Here is a 22079-nt window from a genome sequence, read left to right on the forward strand (position 1 = left end):
GAGAACGAAGAAGTGAATTAAGGGCATTTGGTGGATGCCTTGGCATGCACAGGCGAAGAAGGACGTGATACGCTGCGAAAAGCCGTGGGGAGCTGCGAATAAGCTTTGATCCATGGATCTCCGAATGGGGCAACCCACCTTAAATGCTTGGAAAATCCAGTCTGTTTTATGAACGGCCTGGGTTTCCAAGCATTGTGATAAGGTATCTTACTTTCGAATACATAGGGGTAAGAAGCGAACGCAGGGAACTGAAACATCTAAGTACCTGCAGGAAAGGACATCAACCGAGACTCCGTAAGTAGTGGCGAGCGAACGCGGACCAGGCCAGTGGCAATGATGAATAAAGCGGAACGATTTGGAAAAGTCGGCCATAGAGGGTGATAGCCCCTTACGCGTAGAACAGTCATTGTCCTTGAGTAGGGCGGGGCACGTGAAATCCTGTCTGAACATGGGGAGACCACTCTCCAAGCCTAAGTACTCGTGCATGACCGATAGCGAACAAGTACCGTGAGGGAAAGGTGAAAAGCACCCCGACGAGGGGAGTGAAATAGAACCTGAAACCGGATGCCTACAAACAGTCGGAGCCCGCAAGGGTGACGGCGTACCTTTTGTATAATGGGTCAACGACTTAGTGTAACTAGCAAGCTTAAGCCGGTAGGTGTAGGCGCAGCGAAAGCGAGTCTGAATAGGGCGATTGAGTTAGTTGCATTAGACCCGAAACCGAGTGATCTAGCCATGAGCAGGCTGAAGGTTGGGTAACACCAACTGGAGGGCCGAACCCGTATCTGTTGCAATAGATTGGGATGACTTGTGGCTAGGGGTGAAAGGCCAATCAAACTCGGAAATAGCTGGTTCTCCGCGAAATCTATTTAGGTAGAGCGTCGACCGAATACCCTCGGGGGTAGAGCACTGGATGGGCTATGGGGACTCACCGTCTTACTGATCCTAACCAAACTCCGAATACCGAGGAGTACTAGTCGGCAGACACACGGCGGGTGCTAACGTCCGTCGTGAAAAGGGCAACAACCCTGACCTCCAGCTAAGGTCCCCAAGTCATGGCTAAGTGGGAAAGGATGTGAGGATCCCAAAACAACCAGGATGTTGGCTTAGAAGCAGCCATCATTTAAAGAAAGCGTAACAGCTCACTGGTCTAAATAAGGGTCTTTGCGCCGAAAATGTAACGGGGCTAAAGCCATGCACCGAAGCTGAGGATGTGACAGTTGTAGTGACTGTTGCGTGGTAGCGGAGCGTTCCGTAAGTCTGTGAAGGCGGACCCGTGAGGGCTGCTGGAGATATCGGAAGTGCGAATGTTGACATGAGTAACGATAAAGGGAGTGAGAGACTCCCTCGCCGAAAGACCAAGGGTTCCTGCTTAAAGTTAATCTGAGCAGGGTTAGCCGGCCCCTAAGACGAGGCGGACACGCGTAGTCGATGGGAACCACGTTAATATTCGTGGGCCTGGTGGTAGTGACGGATCTCGTGTGTTGTACATTCTTACTGGATTGAATGTGCGGCGAAGAGGTTCCAGGAAATAGCTCCACCGTATAGACCGTACCCGAAACCGACACAGGTGGTCAGGTAGAGTATACCAAGGCGCTTGAGAGAACTATGTTGAAGGAACTCGGCAAATTGCACGCGTAACTTCGGAAGAAGCGTGACCCCATTTTACGCAAGTATGATGGGGTGGCACAGACCAGGGGGTAGCGACTGTTTATCAAAAACACAGGGCTCTGCGAAGTAGCAATACGACGTATAGGGTCTGACGCCTGCCCGGTGCTGGAAGGTTAAAGGGAGGGGTGCAAGCTCTGAACTGAAGCCCCAGTAAACGGCGGCCGTAACTATAACGGTCCTAAGGTAGCGAAATTCCTTGTCGGGTAAGTTCCGACCTGCACGAATGGCGTAACGACTTCCCCGCTGTCTCCAACATAGACTCAGTGAAATTGAATTCCCCGTGAAGATGCGGGGTTCCTGCGGTCAGACGGAAAGACCCCGTGCACCTTTACTATAGCTTTACACTGGCATTCGCCAAGGCATGTGTAGGATAGGTGGTAGGCTTTGAAGCAGGGACGCCAGTTCTTGTGGAGCCATCCTTGAAATACCACCCTTATCTTCGTGGATGTCTAACCGCGGTCCGTTATCCGGATCCGGGACAGTGTATGGTGGGTAGTTTGACTGGGGCGGTCGCCTCCGAAAGAGTAACGGAGGCGCGCGATGGTGGGCTCAGACCGGTCGGAAATCGGTCGTCGAGTGCAATGGCATAAGCCCGCCTGACTGCGAGACTGACAAGTCGAGCAGAGACGAAAGTCGGTCATAGTGATCCGGTGGTCCCGTGTGGAAGGGCCATCGCTCAACGGATAAAAGGTACGCCGGGGATAACAGGCTGATGACCCCCAAGAGTCCATATCGACGGGGTTGTTTGGCACCTCGATGTCGACTCATCGCATCCTGGGGCTGGAGCAGGTCCCAAGGGTATGGCTGTTCGCCATTTAAAGCGGTACGTGAGTTGGGTTCAGAACGTCGTGAGACAGTTCGGTCCCTATCTGCCGTGGGTGTAGGAATATTGACAGGATCTGTCCCTAGTACGAGAGGACCGGGATGGACGTATCTCTGGTGGATCTGTTGTCCTGCCAAGGGCATAGCAGAGTAGCTATATACGGAATGGATAACCGCTGAAGGCATCTAAGCGGGAAACCAACCTGAAAACGAGTGTTCCCTATCAGAGCCGTGGAAGACGACCACGTTGATAGGACGGGTGTGGAAGCATGGCAACATGTGAAGCTTACCGTTACTAATAGCTCGATCGACTTCTTCGTTCCCATTGTTCATGCTCATCAAAGATGAGCATCATCTGTTCTGTCCTGACGCGCATAGCGCTCCGGACGGGCCGCGCCACAGGGCGCGACGACCTCTGGTCTGTATGGCAAACATACGGGATGGGTCGCAGAAAGACGTGTTAAATTAAATGAAGCGCAAGCTTCCCAGCTTCTCGAAACAACACTCATGTGAAAACATGAACTGTGTTGCGTTTTGCCGACCTGGTGGTTATCGCGGGGCGGCTGCACCCGTTCCCATTCCGAACACGGCCGTGAAACGCCCCAGCGCCAATGGTACTCCGTCTCAAGACGCGGGAGAGTAGGTCGCTGCCAGGTCTGCAAAACGCAACAAATATCTTCTCACTCACAAAAAGGGCTTCAAGCCCTAATCAAAAGGCCGCTGAAGCGGCCTTTATGCTATAATAATCCAGCGCACAATGTGCCGAAACAAATCGGTCACCCAATGAGGGTGCGTCCCTTAAAAGAGACAAATCGCCTTCGGCAATTTGCTCCGGAACTATACATCACAGCGTCCCTGTGATGCAGTCGCGATAAATCCAATAGGGATTTACGCTGGTAATGACATTTTTGCTAACGCAAAAAGTCGGATAACGCGGGGTGGAGCAGCCCGGTAGCTCGTCAGGCTCATAACCTGAAGGCCGCAGGTTCAAATCCTGCCCCCGCAACCATCTTCACAAAAACCCCGTAGCTTAAGCTGCGGGGTTTTCCTTTTGCGAAATACCTCAAATAATCTCCAAACCTATATAAGTTCGCATCGTCCACAATTGGCGCTCTTTTTTATGGGACTGATTCAGCCTTTCTGCGTTGCGATAGCCCCTGATTTGGCCATGATGCACACACTGCCCAGCTCATAAGAAAGCCAACGTGATCACCGACCCCTTGCAGATTCTCAAGACCGTCTATGGCTACGATGCGTTTCGTGGACAGCAGGCCGAAATCATCCGGCATGTGATGGCAGGCAACAATGCTTTTGTGTTGATGCCAACAGGGGGCGGGAAGTCGCTTTGTTACCAGATTCCGGCGCTCGCCCGTCAGGGAATGGGGCTGGTTGTTTCGCCCCTGATCGCGCTGATGGTCGATCAGGTCGCCGCCTTGCGTCAGGCAGGTGTGCGGGCAGAAGCTCTCAACTCCGATCTTTCCCCAGAAGAGCGGCGGGTACTCTGGCAGGATATGCGGGCTGGCAAGGTCGATATTCTCTATGCCGCGCCGGAGACCCTTCTCAAGCCGGATGTTCTGGATGCGCTTCAACCTATCAGCCTGTCGCTGATCGCGATCGACGAAGCTCATTGTCTATCGCAGTGGGGGCACGATTTCCGTCCCCCGTACCGCCAGCTAGACACGTTGATCGAGCGCTTTCCGGATACGCCACGCATGGCGCTGACGGCGACTGCGGACGAGCCAACCCGCGCCGAAATTCTGGGTCATCTCGGGATCAACGGAAGCGACGCCTTTATAGCCGGATTCGACCGGCCAAATATCCGCTATGCGATCATGGAAAAGGATAATCCACGTACGCAGCTGAAGCGCTTCCTGACGGGTCGCGAGGACGAAAGCGGCATCGTCTATTGCCTTTCCAAACGCAAGGTCGATGAGACGGCAGCCTGGCTGCGTGAGGAGGGGCGCGATGCGCTGCCCTATCACGCCGGCATGGACAAGGCCGCCCGCGAGGCGAACCAGACCCACTTCCAGCATGGTGAAGCTGTCATCATGGTTGCAACCGTGGCTTTCGGCATGGGCATCGACAAACCGGATGTGCGCTTCGTCGTGCATATCGATCTGCCCAGCAGCATCGAAGCCTATTATCAGGAAACCGGCCGTGCCGGCCGTGATGGTCTGCCGTCCGACGTGCTTATGCTTTACGGTTATGAAGACATCGCATTGCGCAACCGCTTCATCGAAGAGTCGGATGCGGGCGACCAGCGCAAAAACATGGAGCGCCGGAAGCTCGATGCGTTGCTTGGCCTCGCGGAAACAGCCGGTTGCCGTCGGCGGGTGCTTTTGTCTTATTTCGGCGACCATTGCGAGCCCTGCGGCAATTGCGACACCTGTGCGGAACCGCCGGACCTGTTTGATGGTGCCATTGCCGCGCAGAAGTTGCTGTCCTGCATTTACCGCACGGGAGAACGTTTCGGCCAGGCCTATGTCATCCGCGTATTGCTGGGCATGGAAGATGAACGGATATCGAGCTTTGGTCACGATCGGATCACGACCTACGGCATCGGCAAAGAGCACGACAATCGCACCTGGCGAGCCATCCTGCGCCAGATGGTTGCGCTGCGCCTGATCGAGGTTGATCTGGCCGGTCACGGGGGATTGTCCATTTCCGAAGAAGGGAGGCGGTTCCTGCGCGAAAAGCCGTCCCTGATGTTGAGGATACCGACCGCTCCCCGTTCGGCGCGACAACAGACGAATCGCAAGCCCACCGCCATTGTTCTACCGGATGCCGATCGCAATCTCTTCGAGGCGCTGCGTGCGAAGCGCATGGAAATTGCCCGCGCACAGAACGTTCCGCCCTATGTGATTTTTCACGACAAGACACTCATTGAGCTTGCGGCATCAAGACCGGCCTCTGTGGGGGAAATGGCGCAGATACCTGGAGTGGGAGACACAAAGCTGGAACGATACGGCCCAGCTTTTCTGGCGGCGATCATGGAACATGCCGCCAGCGAGTGACCATTTGAATCCGGCAAAGAGTCCCGCCAGGAAATTTCGGCAGGGCCTGAAACCTCAGCCTGTCGTGTCCTTGAACAGAACATTCTGGTCGATGAGATAACGGGAAAACAGGGGTAGGCTCGCTCCACCGATAGCCCGGGCCTGGCTGCCGACCGCTCCCTCGATGATCTCCGGCAGCGTAACACCCTGAAGATCGTGATATTTGAGGGCAAGACGGGTGGCGGAGACTATTCTTGCTCTGACCCAATCCGGAAAACCGCCATCGATGATGACGCTGGAAAAATCGATGATGGAGGCTGCAGCGATGACGGCCTGCGCAAGGGCCGCGGCCGTTTTTCCGATCCAGCTTTCCAGCGGCTCTCCGAAATCGATCCATTCATCCGGCGAGAACCACAGGGGACGTGGATCGATACCCCGTTCGCGCAACATGTTTTCCAGAACGAAGATGGAGGCGATTTTCAGAAGCTGGACCGTGTTGCCGTCTTGCCCCTGAACCGGAAGCGGCCCGATTGCACCGGCGGTGCCCGTCTTTCCGGAAAACAGTGCGGAATTTAAAACGACACCGCCACCGATGAAGGATCCGATGAAGATATAGAGAAAATCGGGGTAGTTTTGGCCTGCACCAAAAACCAGTTCTGCACCGCAGGCACTGGTCGCATCGTTCTGCAGGAAAACCGGATAGCTGACGCCATCCGCAATTTCGGAACGGATATCGACGTCGCGCCAGCGCTCCATCTCATTCTGCGGGGCGCCCACCTCCTGCGCCCAGTTCCACAATTCGAACGGCGCGGCAATGCCGACACCGGCAATTTTTTGCCGTTCGACCGGAGAGAGCTTGGACTCGAGTTCCGTGATACCCTCGATGACGAATGGCAAAATCCATTCCGGCATAGGATAGGGGTAAGTTCTGCGGAGCTTCAGCTTGATCCGGCCGACGAAATCCATCAGCACCAGATCGACGCTGCGACGGCCGATTTTTACGCCAAACGAGAAGACGGCATCGGGATTGAGGCGCATCGGCGTCGAAGGCTGCCCGACTTTGCCGCGCAGTCTTTCGCCACGAATAAGAAGACCGTCACTTTCGAGCGAGCGCATGATGACCGAGACGGTCTGCGCCGAGAGACCGCAAAGCCTGGATATTTCGGCTTTCGACAAGCCGCCGTGGCGGCGAACCAGCGACAGCACAAGCCGCTCGTTATAGGCACGCACCCCGATCTGGTTGGCGCCGCCGCTCATATCCATGTTGGTGGACGGCGCGGGCGGCGCCGTCTCGACAGATTGTCTCATAGTTTCATCCTCCCGCCCGCCATATCCGCCGCGACCGATACATGCAGGCTTTATGGCAATCTTGCTATCGCAACGTTAAACGACGCGGCGATATTCCTCCCTGCCGCTTGTTAGAATGCCATACGGAATTAATAATTCAATCGGATTTATTTATTGACAGCCGTTTCCTTTGGTGGTTCCATCTGTGTCAACGGTCGCTGTTCTCGGAGGAGACGAGATCGTCGGGTAACCGTCACGGTACTCAAACATTCAATGGGAGGATTACAATGAAGACGACTGTTTCCGCTCTTCTGGGCGCGCTTGCGCTCGGCGTTTCTTTCGCGTCCGTCGCGTCCGCCGCCGATACTTCGGTTTGCCTGATTACCAAAACCGACACCAATCCCTTTTTCGTCAAGATGAAGGAAGGCGCCACCGCCAAGGCTAAAGAACTTGGCGTGACGCTGAAGTCCTATGCCGGCAAGATCGATGGCGATTCCGAAAGCCAGGTTGCCGCGATCGAGACATGCATTGCCGATGGCTCCAAGGGTATCCTGATTACCGCATCGGACACCAAGGGCATCGTTCCGGCCGTGCAGAAGGCGCGCGATGCCGGTCTTCTGGTCATCGCCCTCGATACACCTCTCGAACCCGTTGATGCCGCTGACTCCACTTTCGCTACCGACAATCTTCTGGCCGGCGAGCTGATCGGCAAATGGGCTGCCGGCACCCTCGGCGACAAGGCCAAGGACGCGAAAATCGCCTTCCTCAACCTCACGCCTTCCCAGCCAACCGTTGATGTTTTGCGCAACCAGGGCTTCATGAAGGGCTTCGGCATCGACGTGAAGGACATCAACAAGATTGGTGATGAAGATGACAAGCGTATCGTTGGTCATGATGTTACCAACGGTAACGAAGAAGGCGGCCGCTCTGCGATGGAAAATCTGCTGCAGAAGGATCCGACCATCAACGTCGTTCACACCATCAACGAACCTGCAGCTGCCGGTGCTTACGAAGCGCTGAAAGCCGTCGGCCGCGAAAAGGATGTTCTGATCGTTTCCGTCGATGGCGGTTGCCCTGGTGTCAAGAACGTTGCGGAAGGCGTGATCGGCGCAACGTCTCAGCAATACCCGCTGCTGATGGCGGCACTCGGCGTGGAAGCCGTCAAGAAGTTTGCCGACACCGGTGAAAAGCCGAAGCCGACCGCAGGCAAGAACTTCTTCGACACCGGCGTAACGCTGGTAACCGACAAGCCGGTCAAGGGTCTCGATTCGATCGACACCAAGGAAGGCCTGAAGAAGTGCTGGGGCTGATACTTCACCATTGAAATCGGCGGGGGGCAATTTGCCCCCGCCCTTGAACCGGAATGGTTAAAAGAACGATCTGGGTGATCGGACAGGAACAAACGAGCGCGCCCGGCGTCCGTGGACGTAACTGAGGCACGCTTCTCAACAGTTTGAATCTACGCATTGTCCCCTCTGGAAAATAATCCCGGGTTCGGGGCTGATGCGATGGAGCGATCGGGAGGAAAATCCATGAGCGATCAGCCAGTGCGGGCTCAACCGCATAATGAATTTGAAAAAGTGCTGTCGGGAAGTTCGACCCAGGTCGCTGCTTTCGATACGCACAACAAGAGTTTGCTTGAAAAATTCCAGCACTTTCTGCATTCCAGCCCGGCGGCCGTACCGCTGATCGTTCTGGTGTTGTCGCTGGCTGTCTTCGGCATGACCCTGGGCGGCAAGTTTTTCTCGGCCTTTTCGCTGACCCTTATCCTTCAGCAGGTGGCAATCGTCGGCATCGTCGGCGCGGCACAGTCGCTGGTCATTCTGACTGCGGGTATCGATCTTTCGGTCGGTGCGATCATGGTTCTGTCCTCCGTCGTCATGGGACAGTTTACGTTCCGCTATGGTTTGCCTGCCGAACTCTCGATTATCTGCGGTCTCGCAGTCGGCGCATTTTGTGGCTTTATCAATGGCGTGCTGGTTTCGCGCATGCGGCTTCCGCCCTTCATCGTTACACTGGGCATGTGGCAGATCGTGTTGGCCACCAATTTCCTCTATTCGGCCAACGAAACGATCCGCTCACAGGATATCGTCCAACAGGCGCCCATTCTCCAGTTTTTCGGCAACAATGTCCGCATAGGCAGCGCCGTCTTCACCTATGGCGTCATTGCGATGGTTCTGCTGGTTGCCCTGCTCTGGTATGTGCTGAACCGCACCGCCTGGGGTCGACATCTCTATGCAGTGGGTGATGATCCCGACGCAGCCGAACTTGCCGGCGTTAACGTCAAGCGCATGCTGACGACCGTCTACACACTTTCCGGGCTTATCTGCGCCTTCGCGGGCTGGGCTCTCATCGGCCGCATCGGCTCGGTATCGCCGACCGCCGGTCAGTTCGCCAACATAGAATCCATCACCGCAGTGGTCATCGGCGGCATATCGCTGTTTGGCGGACGCGGCTCGATCATGGGCATGATCTTCGGCGCGCTGATCGTCGGTGTCTTCTCTCTCGGCCTGCGACTTATCGGAACAGACCCACAATGGACCTATCTGTTGATCGGCGTCCTTATCATCTTGGCTGTCGCAATCGACCAGTGGATCAGAAAGGTAGCAGGCTGATGGCAAAAGAACCTATCCTCACAGCACGCAATCTCGTTAAACGCTACGGTCGTGTGACTGCGCTCGACAATGCCGATTTTGACCTTTATCCGGGCGAAATCCTCGCCGTCATCGGTGATAACGGTGCTGGAAAATCCTCTCTCATCAAGGCGATTTCCGGTGCGGTGACACCCGATGAAGGGGAGATCAGGCTGGAAGGCAAGCCGGTACAGTTCCGCTCGCCGATCGAGGCGCGCAAGGCTGGTATCGAAACCGTTTATCAGAACCTTGCGCTGTCTCCCGCATTGTCCATAGCCGACAATATGTTTCTCGGCCGTGAAATCCGCAAACCCGGTATTCAGGGAAGCCTGTTCAGGGCACTGGACCGTCCGGCGATGGAAAAGTTTGCCCGTGAGAAACTCTCTGAACTCGGCCTGATGACGATCCAGAACATCAATCAGGCGGTGGAAACCCTCTCCGGCGGCCAGCGCCAGGGTGTTGCGGTGGCGCGTGCAGCCGCCTTCGGCTCCAAGGTCGTCATCCTTGACGAACCGACAGCGGCGCTCGGCGTCAAGGAAAGCCGCCGCGTTCTCGAGCTTATTCTGGATGTGCGCGCGCGAGGGCTACCGATCGTTCTCATCTCGCACAACATGCCGCATGTTTTCGAGGTTGCTGACCGGATTCATATTCATCGGCTGGGCAAGCGTTTATGCGTCATCAATCCGAAGGACTATACCATGTCCGACGCCGTCGCCTTCATGACGGGCGCCAAGGAAGCGCCAAAGGAAACGCTGGCCGCATGACGTTGAAGCTTGAAACGATCGTCGAAGACGTTCTTCGGCGGGCAGAGGATAAATCTCGTTTTATCATTGCCATTGCCGGTCCCCCTGGGGCCGGCAAATCCACGCTGGCGGATGCCCTGTGCGGTGCCCTCGTGGCGCGCGGCGAGGCTGCGGCTGTCCTGCCCATGGACGGCTTCCATATGGATAACGGTATTCTCGAAGAACGGGGGCTCTTGCCGCGAAAAGGCGCACCGGAGACCTTCGACGTGCGCGGCTTTCTTGATATCGTCTCCGCAGTTCGTCAGGGCGGGCAGGAAATTCTTGTCCCGGTTTTTGACCGCTCCCGCGAAATTGCCATTGCCTCCGCTCGCGCCATCGCGCCAGAAACACGCTTCATCCTTGCCGAAGGCAACTATCTGCTGTTGAACGAGGCGCCGTGGACGAAGCTTTCCGGCAGCTTCGATCTTACCGTCTTCGTAGGCCCATCCGTTGCGGTGCTCGAGGAACGCCTGCGGGATAGATGGCAGGGCTATGGTCTCGATGCGACCGAGATTCACGCCAAACTGTTCGAGAATGATCTTCCCAACGGAAAGCGGGTGATTGAGAATTCCCGCCCCGCCGATATTTGCATCGATATCTGGGAATAACCCGCCGCTTCCGTCCGTAGGCGGCATCGAGCATTCACCGTTAAGCCTTTGTTGACCATGTGTTGAATCTTTTTGATCCACAGGGTGGGGCTTTCGCATGTCTAATTATTGACGAAAAAAATTCCTCATATACTATATGTGGTGTTCAAGGTTCTTTCGATTCGCAAGCGTCGGGAGCTAAGACGGGAATTCGGTGCGCAACACCATTATGGTGAAGCAATGCCGAAACTGCCCCCGCAACTGTAAGCGGTGAGCATCGTTCCGATTTGAGCCACTGGCGCTAAAAGCTCCGGGAAGGTGGGAATGGATGTTTTGACCCGCAAGTCAGGAGACCTGCCTTGAGCGAAAACGTCCACGGGCGGGGTGTCCGGAAGGAAGGTGTATGACGCAAATGAATTGCATGCGCCCTTTTCTGCCCCCTCCAGAACAAGCTTCGGGGTGAAGTCATGCCAGTGCATTTTTATGAGTTTCTACGCTCGTCGGCGTAGACAGCGATCTTACGCGGCCTGAGTCGCGCCTCGCCAGAATGACAGAACCATCGCCACCCGCTTGCGATTGCAGGCGGGCAATGTTGAGCCGTGCGTAAAAGCGGCTTCGAAAGAGGAAACAATGACCGTCACCGTTTACAGCAAGCCCGCCTGCGTCCAGTGCACTGCCACCTATCGTGCGCTTGACCGCATCGGTGTCAGCTACGAGATCGTCGATATCTCCGAAGATGCGGATGCCCTCGATCGCGTTCGCGGCCTTGGTTACATGCAGGTCCCCGTGGTCGTTGCCGGCGAACGCCATTGGGCGGGTTTCCGTCCGGACATGATTGGCTCGATCAGCTGAGGAGGCGATGCGATGGGGCTGATCGTCTATTATTCCAGCCGGTCTGAGAACACTCATCGCTTCCTTCAGAAACTGGGGCGACGATTGCTTCGCCTGCCGCTCGGCGCCGAGGAAGACGTTCCTCACGTGTCGGAGCCCTATGTTCTCGTCACCCCCACCTATGGGGGCGGCGGCATGAAAGGAACTGTACCGAAACCGGTTATCCGGTTTTTGAACGAGCCCTCAAACCGAAATCTCATTCGCGGCGTCATCGCGGCGGGAAATACGAATTTTGGCGCAGCTTTCGCATCCGCCGGAGATATCGTGTCGCGTAAATGCGCGGTGCCGTTTCTCTACCGCTTCGAGCTTCTCGGCACGGAGGAAGATGTCGCCAACGTCAATCATGGATTGGAACGATTTTGGACACGCTGACCTCGAGCGCGGTGCGCAACACGGATGCCAAACAACAAGTAACCGCTGCGCAGAAACACCTGGACGCGGGACTGGACTATCACGCGCTGAACGCGATGCTGAACCTCTACGATAAAAACGGGAAGATCCAGCTCGACAAGGACCGCCTTGCGGCACGGCAATATTTCCTTCAGCACGTCAATCAGAACACGGTGTTTTTCCATAATCTCAGGGAAAAGCTCGATTATCTCGTGACCGAGGGATATTACGAACAGGAGGTGCTGGACCAGTATTCCTTCAATTTCGTCCGTGACCTCTACGACGAGGCCTATGCCAGAAAGTTCCGTTTTCCGACATTTCTCGGCGCCTTCAAATATTATACGTCCTATACGCTGAAGACCTTCGACGGAAAGCGTTACCTGGAGCGTTATGAGGACCGCGTCTGCATGGTGGCGCTGGCTCTGGCGCGTGGCGACGAGCAGCTTGCCCGCGATCTGATGGATGAAATCATTTCCGGCCGCTTCCAGCCGGCAACCCCGACCTTTCTCAACGCGGGCAAGAAAAGCCGCGGTGAACTGGTTTCTTGTTTTCTGCTGCGTGTGGAAGACAACATGGAAAGCATCGGCCGGTCCATCAATTCAGCATTGCAGCTTTCCAAGCGTGGCGGTGGCGTAGCACTGTCCCTGACCAATATTCGCGAAGCCGGCGCGCCGATCAAACAGATCGAAAACCAGTCCTCCGGCGTCATTCCTGTCATGAAGCTGCTGGAAGATTCGTTCTCCTACGCCAACCAGCTTGGCGCGCGCCAGGGCGCTGGCGCGGTCTATCTGCATGCCCATCACCCCGACATCATGCGTTTCCTCGATACCAAGCGCGAAAACGCCGACGAAAAAATCCGGATCAAAACCCTTTCGCTCGGCGTGGTGATCCCTGATATCACCTTCGAACTCGCGAGAAACAACGAGGATATGTACCTGTTCTCGCCGTATGATGTTGAGCGGGTCTATGGCGTGCCGTTCACCGAGATTTCCGTCAGCGAAAAATATCAGGAAATGGTCGCCGACAGTCGCATCCGCAAGAAGAAGATCAAGGCACGCGAGTTCTTCCAAGTCATCGCAGAAATTCAGTTCGAAAGCGGTTATCCATATATCATGTTCGAGGATACGGTTAACCGCGCCAATCCGATCGCCGGCCGTATCAGCATGAGCAATCTCTGCTCGGAAATCCTACAGGTCAGCGAGGCGAGCGAGTTCAACGACGATCTCTCTTACAGCCATATGGGCAAGGATATTTCCTGCAATCTCGGCTCGCTCAACATTGCTTCAGCAATGGATTCGGCTGATTTCGGCAAGACGATCGAAACCTCCATCCGGGCGCTGACGGCCGTTTCGGACATGAGCCACATCTCGTCTGTCCCTTCCGTGGAAAAGGGCAATGATGCGAGCCACGCCATCGGGCTTGGTCAGATGAACCTGCATGGCTATCTGGCGCGCGAGCGCATCTTCTACGGCTCCGAAGAGGGCATCGATTTCACCAATATCTATTTCTACACGGTGACCTATCACGCCATCCGCGCCAGCAATCGCCTTGCCACTGAAAGGGGCCAGAGCTTCAAGGGCTTTGAAAACTCCAAATATGCCTCGGGCGACTACTTCGATAAATATACCGACCGGGAATGGCTGCCCGCGACGGAAAAGGTCCGCGACCTTTTTGAGAAAGCCGGCATTTCCATTCCGACACAGGAGGACTGGAAAGCGTTGAAGCAGGCCGTCATGGAGACCGGCCTCTATAACCAGAACCTTCAGGCCGTGCCGCCCACAGGCTCGATCTCCTATATCAACCACTCGACCTCCTCGATCCATCCCATCGTCTCGAAGATTGAAATTCGCAAGGAAGGCAAGATCGGCCGTGTTTATTATCCGGCTTCCTACCTTTCGAACGACAATCTCGAATATTATCAGGATGCCTACGAAATCGGTCCGGAAAAGATCATAGATACCTATGCGGCGGCCACCCAGCATGTCGATCAGGGCCTGTCGCTGACATTGTTCTTCCGCGATACGGCAACGACGCGCGATATCAACCGGGCGCAGATCTACGCCTGGAAAAAAGGCATCAAGACCATCTACTACATCCGTTTGCGCCAGATGGCGCTGGAAGGCACGCAGGTTCAGGGCTGCGTATCCTGCACGCTCTGAATTGAGGGACAAGACAATGAATATTGCCGTAAAACCCGCGTCCCGTATTCGCGCGGTCAACTGGAACCGCATCGAGGATGACAAGGATCTCGAAGTCTGGAATCGCCTGACATCGAATTTCTGGCTACCGGAAAAGGTGCCGCTCTCCAACGATATCCCGTCCTGGGGAACGCTGAAGCCGGAAGAGCAGACCCTGACGATCCGCGTCTTCACCGGGCTGACATTGCTGGACACGATCCAGAACGGCGTCGGTTCCGTGCGCCTGATGGCGGATTCGGCGACGCCGCACGAGGAGGCGGTGCTTTCCAACATCTCCTTCATGGAGGCGGTCCACGCCCGCTCCTATTCCTCGATCTTCTCGACGCTCTGCTCCACGCCTGACGTCGATGACGCCTATCGCTGGTCGGAGGAGAACGAATTCCTGCAACGCAAATCCGCGCTCATCATGCGCGAATATGATAGCGGAAATCCGTTGAAAATGAAGGTCGCCAGCGTGTTTCTGGAGAGCTTCCTGTTCTATTCCGGCTTCTACCTGCCAATGTTCTGGTCAAGTCGCGCCAAGCTTACCAACACGGCCGATTTGATCCGTCTCATCATTCGCGATGAGGCCGTGCATGGCTATTACATCGGCTACAAGTTCCAGCGCGCGCTCGAACGTCTGGGCGAAGCGGAAAAACAGGAGATCAAGGATTTCGCCTTCGATCTTTTGCTTGAGCTTTACGACAACGAAGCCAAATATACCCAAGACCTCTATGACGGCGTTGGCCTGACGGAAGACGTCAAGCAGTTCCTGCATTACAACGCCAACAAGGCCTTGATGAATCTGGGTTACGAGGCGCTGTTTCCACCCGAGGCTTGCCGGGTCAATCCTGCGATCCTCTCGGCGCTGTCTCCCAATGCCGACGAGAACCACGACTTCTTCTCCGGCTCCGGCTCTTCCTATGTCATCGGCAAGGCGGTCGCCACAGAAGACGAAGACTGGGATTTCTGAACCGGTTGTCGCCAAGAACCCGCAAAAGTTATTGCGGGTTCACGACCTGGCTCGCAAGCCGGAAGGGGCTGGATACCGTTGCCCCGATAGCATCGAACACAAAGGCACCCGCGCGGCCTATGCCGTTTTCGCCGTTGCCGTTCCGGCTCGCCTCCAGTTGTGGCACCAGCGACGCGAGTGCCGCATAGCGGTCGTGGTTGAGCGGATCCGATGCCTTGAGCTTGGAGATGTCAACGAACTGAACGCCCTCTTTCAGGGCGGCTTCCTGCACTTGAGGATCGGTCACATCCAGCGCGCCGATGCGGGTGACATCGGCCCCCAGGATGGAGGAAGCCTTCAGGGCGCGGTCGTCCTTGGAGACGAGAATGGTGAGCGGCGGATTGAGCCTTCCCACCACCTCGATCTGCTTGCGGAAAACATCGGCGTCGATATCCGGCGCGGCCAGCACTACCTGTAGTTTGGAGAGCACATCGTTCCTGCCTTCGAAGCGCAATTGTCGCAGCGCTTCCATGACCAGCCAGCCGCCCATGCTGTGACCGAACACGACAATGCTTTTTTTCGGTGTCTGCTTGGTAAGGTCGGTCAGCACCATGGCCAGCGCGTCTCGCGAATAGGTCGCTGATTCCTTGTCGGCCACGTAACCGGTGACGCTCGCCTGTGACGGCCAGGAAAAGACCAGCGGCACACCATCCATATTGGCATCGGCTGCCATTTGTGCCGCACGGAACAAGGCTTCCTGATAGCTGTAATTATAGCCATGCACGAAAAGCGCAATCTGCTCGCCGGAGCGGGTGACGTCGCTAAGATCGGAATTGAAGCGCGTTTTCGTCAGCATATCGGCTTTGGTGACGACAAAATCCTTGCTCGGGTTCGGCTTACCTTTGGACCATTCGATATTTCCGCTTTTATGGCTGGGAGGAATGGAAATGTCGAAGCGCGCATAATTCAGCTCAGCCGCCCGCCCAGCGCTAAAGCCCTTTTTGGCCTCGTTGTTTTTCTCCCGCGTGCTCGCCACATAGGCTGTCACGATTTTCGTATCGGTGGTCTTGGTGTTTATGGCCTGCAACACATCCGCCCCCGGTCTGCCCGCGCAGGATGAAAGAAGGCTGAAAGCGAGGAGGAGCGAAAAAATCAGGCGCATGGATGGGGTTACCGATAATGAGGGACCACGCATAAATAACCGGCCGCTCAAAAAGTTGCTACTGGAGACTGGATTGCGGTGTGGTGGCATTATGTTCAATGCGGACGACGCATTCCCCACCTTGCTATCCAGCTATGTTCGTTTTAGGCCGTACAGATGACGAATAAGGTGTCGCTTTTACGGCTGAAACTCACGGACTTCCGCAACTATGCGGCGGCGTCGCTTGCGCTGGATGACCGCCACGTGGTGCTGACGGGTGACAACGGTTCCGGCAAGACCAATCTCCTGGAGGCCGTTTCGTTTCTTTCGCCCGGAAGGGGCCTGCGCCGCGCCACCCTGTCCGATGTGACGCGAGTGGGGGCGGAGGCCGCCGGTTTTTCGATTTTTGCGGATGTCGACGGCATGGACGGCGAGGTCGCTATCGGAACCGGGATCGAGGGTGACGGCGAGGTAGTGTCGCGCCGCCTGAGGCTGAACGGGACATCGGTGAAGTCTGTCGATGAATTGACGGATCATCTGCGGGTGCTGTGGCTGACGCCTGCCATGGATGGGCTTTTTACCGGTTCATCCTCGGATCGCCGGCGTTTTCTCGATCGGTTAGTGCTCTCGCTCGATCCCGCGCATGGACGGCGGGCAAGCGACTTCGAAAAGGCCATGCGCGGCCGCAACCGTCTGCTTTCGGAAGGCCGTTTCGATCCGGTCTGGCTGGACGGTATCGAGAAGCAGATGGCGGAACTCGGCATTTCCATGGCGCTCGCGCGCTATGAAATGTTGGGTCTTTTGAAGAGCCTCATCGAAGGCCGTTCCGGCAATGCTGCCTTCCCCTCTGCAGCGCTGGCGCTCTCGGGTTTCATGGACGACACGCTCAACCGGCCGGCTGTCGATCTGGAAGACGAGTATAGGCTTATGCTGCGCGAAGGCCGGTATCGAGACGCGGCGGCAGGCCGCACGCTTGATGGACCGCACCGTGTCGATCTGTTCGTGCGCCATGCGGAAAAGAACATGGAGGCAGAGCGTTGCTCGACCGGAGAACAGAAGGCGCTGCTGGTGGGATTGGTGCTTGCGCATGCCCAGCTCACCGCCAATATGACCGGCCATGCGCCGGTTCTGCTGCTCGACGAAATTGCCGCGCATCTGGATGAGGGCAGGCGGGCGGCTCTGTTCGATCTCATTCACGAGCTCGGTGGTCAGAGTTTCATGACCGGAACGGATGCGGCAATGTTCTCCGCCCTTGGCAACAGGGCGCAATTCTTCAATGTTTCCCACGGGGGCATCACGGCATGACAGCGAAAAAATGGAGTGCGACATGGACCCGCTGAGCCCGGACGAAATCGAACGCTACAAGCGCCATATTCTCTTGCCGGAAATCGGCGGTTCCGGGCAGCAGCGTCTGAAGGCCGCGCGGGTGCTGGTAATCGGGGCTGGTGGCCTCGGCGCGCCTGTCCTTCATTATCTTGCTGCAGCCGGTGTTGGCACGCTTGGCCTGATCGATGACGACGTGGTCTCCCTTTCCAATCTCCAGCGGCAGGTGATTCACGATACCGGCACGATCGGTGAGCTGAAAACGGCAAGCGCCCGCGCAGCCATCGCCCGGCTCAACCCGCATGTGCGTACCCTTGTTTTTGAGGAGCGTTTTTCGCAGATCTGGGCGCACACCCATCTGCCATCCTTCGATCTCCTTATCGACGGTTCTGATAATTTCGACACACGTTATGCCGCTGCCGATGCCGCAGAAGCTGCGAAAAGGCCGCTGGTAACGGGCGCTGTCGGCCGTTTCGATGGTTCGGTAACGGTGCTGAAACCCTATGAGGCGGGTGCCGATGGTAATCTGCTGCCGGGGTATCGCGATCTGTTTCCCGAGCCACCGCCGCAGGGGCTTATTCCGAATTGCGCGGAAACGGGCATCGTCGGCGCTTTGACCGGCGTGATCGGCACGATCATGGCCATGGAGGCCATCAAGGTGATCACCGCAGCCGGCGAGCCATTGGTCGGCCGCCTGCTTCTCTATGACGCCCTGTCGGCCCGCTTCGAAACCGTGCGTTACAAGCGCCGCCCTGCTGGAAAAAAACATGACTGAGATCACAAGGATTGGCGAAGAATTCGAGCGCTGGCAGGAGCTGCTTGCGCTCATCATGTTGTCCTTCGCCTATATGGACGGCGTCATCGACCCACCATCGTCCGCTCACCGTTTGACGCTCGAAAATCTCGCGGAGAAGGCGAGGGCGGAGACCGCTTTCGTGGCGCTGGATGGTGATGAGATTGTTGGCTGCCTGTTTTGCCGGCAGGAACCACCGGCCTGCCTTTACGTCGGCAAGCTGTGCGTCTCTCTGAAAGCGCAGGGCAAAGGCATCGGCAAAATGCTTCTGGAACGGGCCGAAGCATTGGCCCGCGAATTGGCGTTACCGGCGCTGCGGCTGGAAACGCGCATCGAGCTTGTCGGCAACCATGCGAAATTCGCCGCCTGGGGTTTCATCAAAACCGCTGAAAACGCCCATCCGGGTTATGACCGCACGACTTCGATTGAAATGACTAAATTCCTCGGCTGAGACGGCTCAATTTTTGATCCGCTTAAAGGCCTGCTTCTCCGTCCCATGTCACGAGCAGACACGGCTTGTCTGAACCGGTTCAGTTCCGCCCCGGCAGCACCCGGTTCGGCGGTCGATGTCCGTCGAAAAGCGTGCGGATGTTGATGATGACCTTGTCACCCATCTCGATCCGGCCCTCAATCGTTGCCGAGCCCATATGGGGAAGCAGCACGACCTTGCCTTCTCTCGCGAGCTTGATGAGCTTGGGATTGATTGCCGGCTCGTTCTCGTAGACATCGAGACCGGCTCCGGCGATCTTTCCGTCGCGCAGGCACTGGATCATTGCCGCCTCATCGATGATATCGCCGCGCGCCGTGTTGACGATGTAGCTTGTCGGCTGCATCAGAGCGAGCCGTCGTGCCGAGATCAGGTGATAGGTCGCAGGTGTGGAGGGGCAATTGACGGAAACAATATCCACCCGCGCCAGCATCTGGTCGAGGCTGTCCCAATAGGTTGCCTCAAGCTCCGCTTCCGTCGCTGGGTTGACGCGTTTGCGGTTGTGATAGTGTATGGAGAGGCCGAAAGCCTTGGCGCGCCGCGCAACTGCCGTACCGATGCGGCCCATGCCGACAATGCCGATGCGTTTGCCGGAAATGCGCCGTCCCAGCATCCAGGTCGGCGACCAGCCCAGCCATTCGTCGGCGCCATTGGCAAGTACGCGCGTGCCTTCGATCAGGCGGCGCGGCACGGCCAGTACCAGCGCCATGGTGATATCGGCGCTGTCTTCGGTCAGCACGTTGGGCGTGTTGGTCACTGTGATGCCCTTTCGGGCGGCCGCGTCCACATCCACATGGTCTATGCCGTTGGAGAAGCTGGCGATCAGCTTCAGTTGCGGCCCTGCTTTCTCGATCATGGCGGCGGTGATGCGGTCCGTGACGGTCGGCACTAGAACGTCGACCCGCTGCATGGCGGCCACAAGCTCTTCCTCGCGGCGCTGCGTATCGTCGATATTCAGTTCGGCATCGAAGAGTTCCCGCATTCTGGTTTCGACGACGTCAGGCAATTTGCGGGTGATATAGACTGTCGGTCTCTTCTTGTGGGTCATCGTTTGCCGCTGCCTTGTTCAGAAGTCATTAACCAGAAAGAGCGATAATTTCTTTCAATCAGGGCGTTTCTACCAGACCCGCCGGCGAAGACAAATAAAACTCGCCGAAGCTTGAGGCGTGTGGAAACGAGCCTCCTCGAATTTAATCCGGTTTGCAGAAGGCAGGAAACGGAAATGGGCATGCGCAGTGTGGTTTCTATGGTTTGCATTGCATTGTCTCTGGGCCTCTTTGGTGTGGCGAACGAGGCCATGGCGCAAGGCGCTGCCAAAGGCGCAAGCGGCCTGCCTTTGCCGCGTTTTGTCAGCCTGAAATCCAAGCGCGTCAACATGCGCATCGGACCCAGCACGGATTATGCCGTTTCCTGGATGTATATGAAATCGGGAATGCCGGTTGAAATCATTCAGGAATATGAGAACTGGCGGCGCATCCGCGATGCCGATGGCACGGAAGGCTGGGTTAACCAGGCGCTGCTCTCCGGCGAGCGCACGGCCGTCGCCGCGCCGTGGATGCGCGGCAAGGGCAAGGATGTCTACGTGAACATGCGCCGCGACGCACAGTCGGGCGCCTCCGTCATCGCCCGGCTGGAGCCGGGTGTCGTCTTCAGGATCGGTGAATGCAACGGCGACTGGTGCCGCGCCGAGGCCGGTCAGGCCTCAGGCTGGGTGTCGCAGGGTGAAATCTGGGGTGCTTATCCCGGCGAGGCCTTTAAATAAGGCCGTTTTTCTCGCCCAGCGCCTTGAGCGATGACATCGGACGCGGCCCGACCTGCTGAATGACGGCTGCAGCAGCAAGGCAGCCGAGTTTGCCGCAGTCTTCCAGAGACCGATCCTGCGTGTAACCGAAAAGGAAGCCGGCGGCGAAAAGATCGCCGGCACCCGTTGTGTCGACCACGTCATACACCGGATAGGCTTCTACCTTCACGCGTTCCGTGCCGCGCAGGATAACGGCGCCTTCTTCGCTCATCGTCACCGCTGCGATCTTGCAATCGGCAGCGATTTTCGTCAGCGCCAGCTCGAAATCGTCGGTTTCATAGAGCGAGAGAGCTTCCTGCTTGTTGGCGAAAACGATGTCCACGGTGCCGGAACGCATCAGGTCGAGAAATTCTTCGCGGTATCGGCCTACGCAGAAACTGTCTGAAAGCGTCATGGAGACTTCACGGCCGTTCTCATGCGCAATGCGGGCGCAATCGCGAATGGCATCCTTGGCGCGCGGCGGATCCCACAGGTAACCTTCGAAATAGGTGACCTTCGTGTTCGCCACGACGTCTTCTTCTACATCTTCCGGACCGAGATCGACGCAGGCGCCGAGATAGGTGTTCATAGAGCGCTCACCGTCTTCCGTGACGAAGATCATCGAGCGGGCAGTCGGCGGAAACGTGCCTTCCGGCTTCGTTTCGAAATAGACGCCCTGCGCGCGGATATCGTGCTGGAAGATTTCGCCGAGCTGATCTTCGGCCACCTTGCCGAAATAAGCCGCCCTGCCACCGAAATTCGCCACGCCCGCCGCCGTGTTGCCCGCACTTCCGCCGGAGGCCTCGAGCGCGGGTCCCATCAGCGAATAGAGCAGTTCGGCCCGCTCCGCGTCGATGAGGTTCATCGCGCCCTTGGTGATGGCGTTATCATTGAGGAAGCGATCATCACAACGGGAAATGATGTCGACGATGGCATTGCCGACAGTCAGTACGTCGAATTTCGTCATAGGCCCTATCCGGTTTGCAGGGTGCACATTTTTGAATGGTCTTAAACAATTCTGGCGGCAAGAAAAGCCCAAAGGGAAAATATGCGGTTCTCCACCAGAGACAGAAACGCGTCATGTGCCTGTAATGTGGTTAAGCTATCACTCCGATCAGAGCAAACGGTGCGTGAATACGTACCAGAATAGAAGACATGACGTCTTCTGGCTCACCCGTTATCCCCGTCACGGATGTACTGACGGCGTATAACGGATATGACAAAAGGCGGGGGAAACCCCGCTTTTTCTTTTGGTCCACCTTTGCGGCGACCCTTTTTAAATGCCGCAAGCGGGTTTTCATTAGACGGTGCTCGACAAGCCGACCGCAGCGCCGTTTGATCCAGTGACCGGTTTTGAGGGGCTTTCTGCA

General features: G+C 56.6%; 17 protein-coding genes, 1 tRNA gene, 2 rRNA genes and 1 riboswitch. Of the genes, 16 read left to right on the forward strand and 4 right to left on the reverse strand.

Going from position 1 to position 22079, the window contains the following annotated elements; genetic code table 11:
- Positions 1-6: 6 nt before the first annotated feature.
- From ACZ5A6_RS12940 to recQ, 4 genes are all read left to right on the forward strand, one after another.
- Positions 7-2813 (forward strand): 23S ribosomal RNA (locus ACZ5A6_RS12940).
- Between the two features lie 221 nt (positions 2814-3034).
- Positions 3035-3149, forward strand: a 5S ribosomal RNA gene (rrf, locus tag ACZ5A6_RS12945).
- A 276-nt stretch (positions 3150-3425) separates the two neighbouring features.
- Positions 3426-3502 (forward strand) — tRNA-Met (locus ACZ5A6_RS12950).
- A 196-nt stretch (positions 3503-3698) separates the two neighbouring features.
- A complete protein-coding gene (gene recQ, locus ACZ5A6_RS12955) occupies positions 3699-5507 on the forward strand; it encodes a DNA helicase RecQ (RefSeq protein WP_464110955.1) in 1809 nt (602 codons plus the stop codon).
- A 54-nt stretch (positions 5508-5561) separates the two neighbouring features.
- Here recQ and ACZ5A6_RS12960 read toward each other — a convergent pair whose 3' ends face one another.
- Positions 5562-6794, reverse strand: coding sequence for an ROK family transcriptional regulator (locus ACZ5A6_RS12960; protein WP_065688459.1), 1233 nt, complete (start codon positions 6792-6794; stop codon positions 5562-5564).
- A gap of 266 nt (positions 6795-7060) precedes the next feature.
- On the opposite strand from ACZ5A6_RS12960, the gene ACZ5A6_RS12965 reads away from it, so the two are divergent.
- The 8 genes from ACZ5A6_RS12965 to nrdF all read left to right on the forward strand — a co-directional run bounded on the left by ACZ5A6_RS12965 (position 7061) and on the right by nrdF (position 15206).
- Positions 7061-8083 (forward strand): sugar ABC transporter substrate-binding protein, encoded by a 1023-nt coding sequence (locus tag ACZ5A6_RS12965; protein ID WP_003514241.1) that lies wholly within the window; start codon positions 7061-7063, stop codon positions 8081-8083.
- Positions 8084-8305: 222 nt separating this feature from the next.
- Positions 8306-9388, forward strand: a complete 1083-nt coding sequence (locus tag ACZ5A6_RS12970; RefSeq protein WP_013635210.1) for an ABC transporter permease — start codon at positions 8306-8308, stop codon at positions 9386-9388.
- Positions 9388-10170, forward strand: a complete 783-nt coding sequence (locus ACZ5A6_RS12975; RefSeq protein WP_013635211.1) for an ATP-binding cassette domain-containing protein — start codon at positions 9388-9390, stop codon at positions 10168-10170. The genes ACZ5A6_RS12970 and ACZ5A6_RS12975 overlap by 1 nt, the downstream gene beginning before the upstream one ends.
- A complete protein-coding gene (locus ACZ5A6_RS12980) occupies positions 10167-10796 on the forward strand; it encodes a nucleoside triphosphate hydrolase (protein WP_174060624.1) in 630 nt (209 codons plus the stop codon). The genes ACZ5A6_RS12975 and ACZ5A6_RS12980 overlap by 4 nt, the downstream gene beginning before the upstream one ends.
- 131 nt (positions 10797-10927) lie before the next feature.
- Positions 10928-11151: riboswitch (cobalamin riboswitch) on the forward strand.
- A gap of 254 nt (positions 11152-11405) precedes the next feature.
- Positions 11406-11627 (forward strand): glutaredoxin-like protein NrdH, encoded by a 222-nt coding sequence (gene nrdH, locus ACZ5A6_RS12985; protein WP_013635213.1) that lies wholly within the window; start codon positions 11406-11408, stop codon positions 11625-11627.
- Between the two features lie 12 nt (positions 11628-11639).
- A complete protein-coding gene (nrdI, locus tag ACZ5A6_RS12990; RefSeq protein ID WP_464110956.1) occupies positions 11640-12038 on the forward strand; it encodes a class Ib ribonucleoside-diphosphate reductase assembly flavoprotein NrdI in 399 nt (132 codons plus the stop codon).
- Between the two features lie 95 nt (positions 12039-12133).
- The gene (nrdE, locus tag ACZ5A6_RS12995) at positions 12134-14215 is read left to right on the forward strand and encodes a class 1b ribonucleoside-diphosphate reductase subunit alpha (RefSeq protein WP_464111079.1); all 2082 of its coding nucleotides are present in this window, start codon (positions 12134-12136) and stop codon (positions 14213-14215) included.
- Between the two features lie 16 nt (positions 14216-14231).
- Positions 14232-15206, forward strand: coding sequence for a class 1b ribonucleoside-diphosphate reductase subunit beta (gene nrdF, locus ACZ5A6_RS13000; protein WP_003514262.1), 975 nt, complete (start codon positions 14232-14234; stop codon positions 15204-15206).
- A gap of 28 nt (positions 15207-15234) precedes the next feature.
- On the opposite strand, the gene ACZ5A6_RS13005 is transcribed toward nrdF, so the two are convergent.
- Positions 15235-16347, reverse strand: coding sequence for an alpha/beta hydrolase (locus tag ACZ5A6_RS13005; RefSeq protein WP_174060626.1), 1113 nt, complete (start codon positions 16345-16347; stop codon positions 15235-15237).
- 156 nt (positions 16348-16503) lie between these two features.
- On the opposite strand from ACZ5A6_RS13005, the gene recF reads away from it, so the two are divergent.
- From recF to ACZ5A6_RS13020, 3 genes are read left to right on the forward strand one after another with little or no spacing between them, the layout of a single operon-like run.
- Positions 16504-17631, forward strand: coding sequence for a DNA replication/repair protein RecF (gene recF, locus ACZ5A6_RS13010; RefSeq protein ID WP_174060627.1), 1128 nt, complete (start codon positions 16504-16506; stop codon positions 17629-17631).
- A gap of 22 nt (positions 17632-17653) precedes the next feature.
- The gene (locus ACZ5A6_RS13015; RefSeq protein WP_003514265.1) at positions 17654-18424 is read left to right on the forward strand and encodes a molybdopterin-synthase adenylyltransferase MoeB; all 771 of its coding nucleotides are present in this window, start codon (positions 17654-17656) and stop codon (positions 18422-18424) included.
- Positions 18417-18893, forward strand: a complete 477-nt coding sequence (locus ACZ5A6_RS13020; protein WP_113291287.1) for a GNAT family N-acetyltransferase — start codon at positions 18417-18419, stop codon at positions 18891-18893. Before ACZ5A6_RS13015 ends, ACZ5A6_RS13020 begins: the two co-directional genes overlap by 8 nt.
- A gap of 79 nt (positions 18894-18972) precedes the next feature.
- On the opposite strand, the gene ACZ5A6_RS13025 is transcribed toward ACZ5A6_RS13020, so the two are convergent.
- Positions 18973-19977 carry a 2-hydroxyacid dehydrogenase gene (locus ACZ5A6_RS13025; RefSeq protein ID WP_003514267.1) on the reverse strand — a complete coding sequence of 335 codons (1005 nt, stop codon included), beginning with the start codon at positions 19975-19977 and terminating at the stop codon, positions 18973-18975.
- Positions 19978-20157: 180 nt separating this feature from the next.
- On the opposite strand from ACZ5A6_RS13025, the gene ACZ5A6_RS13030 reads away from it, so the two are divergent.
- Positions 20158-20691 (forward strand): SH3 domain-containing protein, encoded by a 534-nt coding sequence (locus ACZ5A6_RS13030; protein ID WP_003514268.1) that lies wholly within the window; start codon positions 20158-20160, stop codon positions 20689-20691.
- Here ACZ5A6_RS13030 and ACZ5A6_RS13035 read toward each other — a convergent pair.
- A complete protein-coding gene (locus ACZ5A6_RS13035) occupies positions 20684-21676 on the reverse strand; it encodes an adenosine kinase (protein ID WP_003514270.1) in 993 nt (330 codons plus the stop codon). The two genes, ACZ5A6_RS13030 and ACZ5A6_RS13035, sit on opposite strands and share 8 nt — an antisense overlap.
- Positions 21677-22079 lie beyond the last annotated feature (403 nt).

The sequence above is a fragment of the Agrobacterium sp. 6Ca8 genome (genome assembly GCF_055382765.1).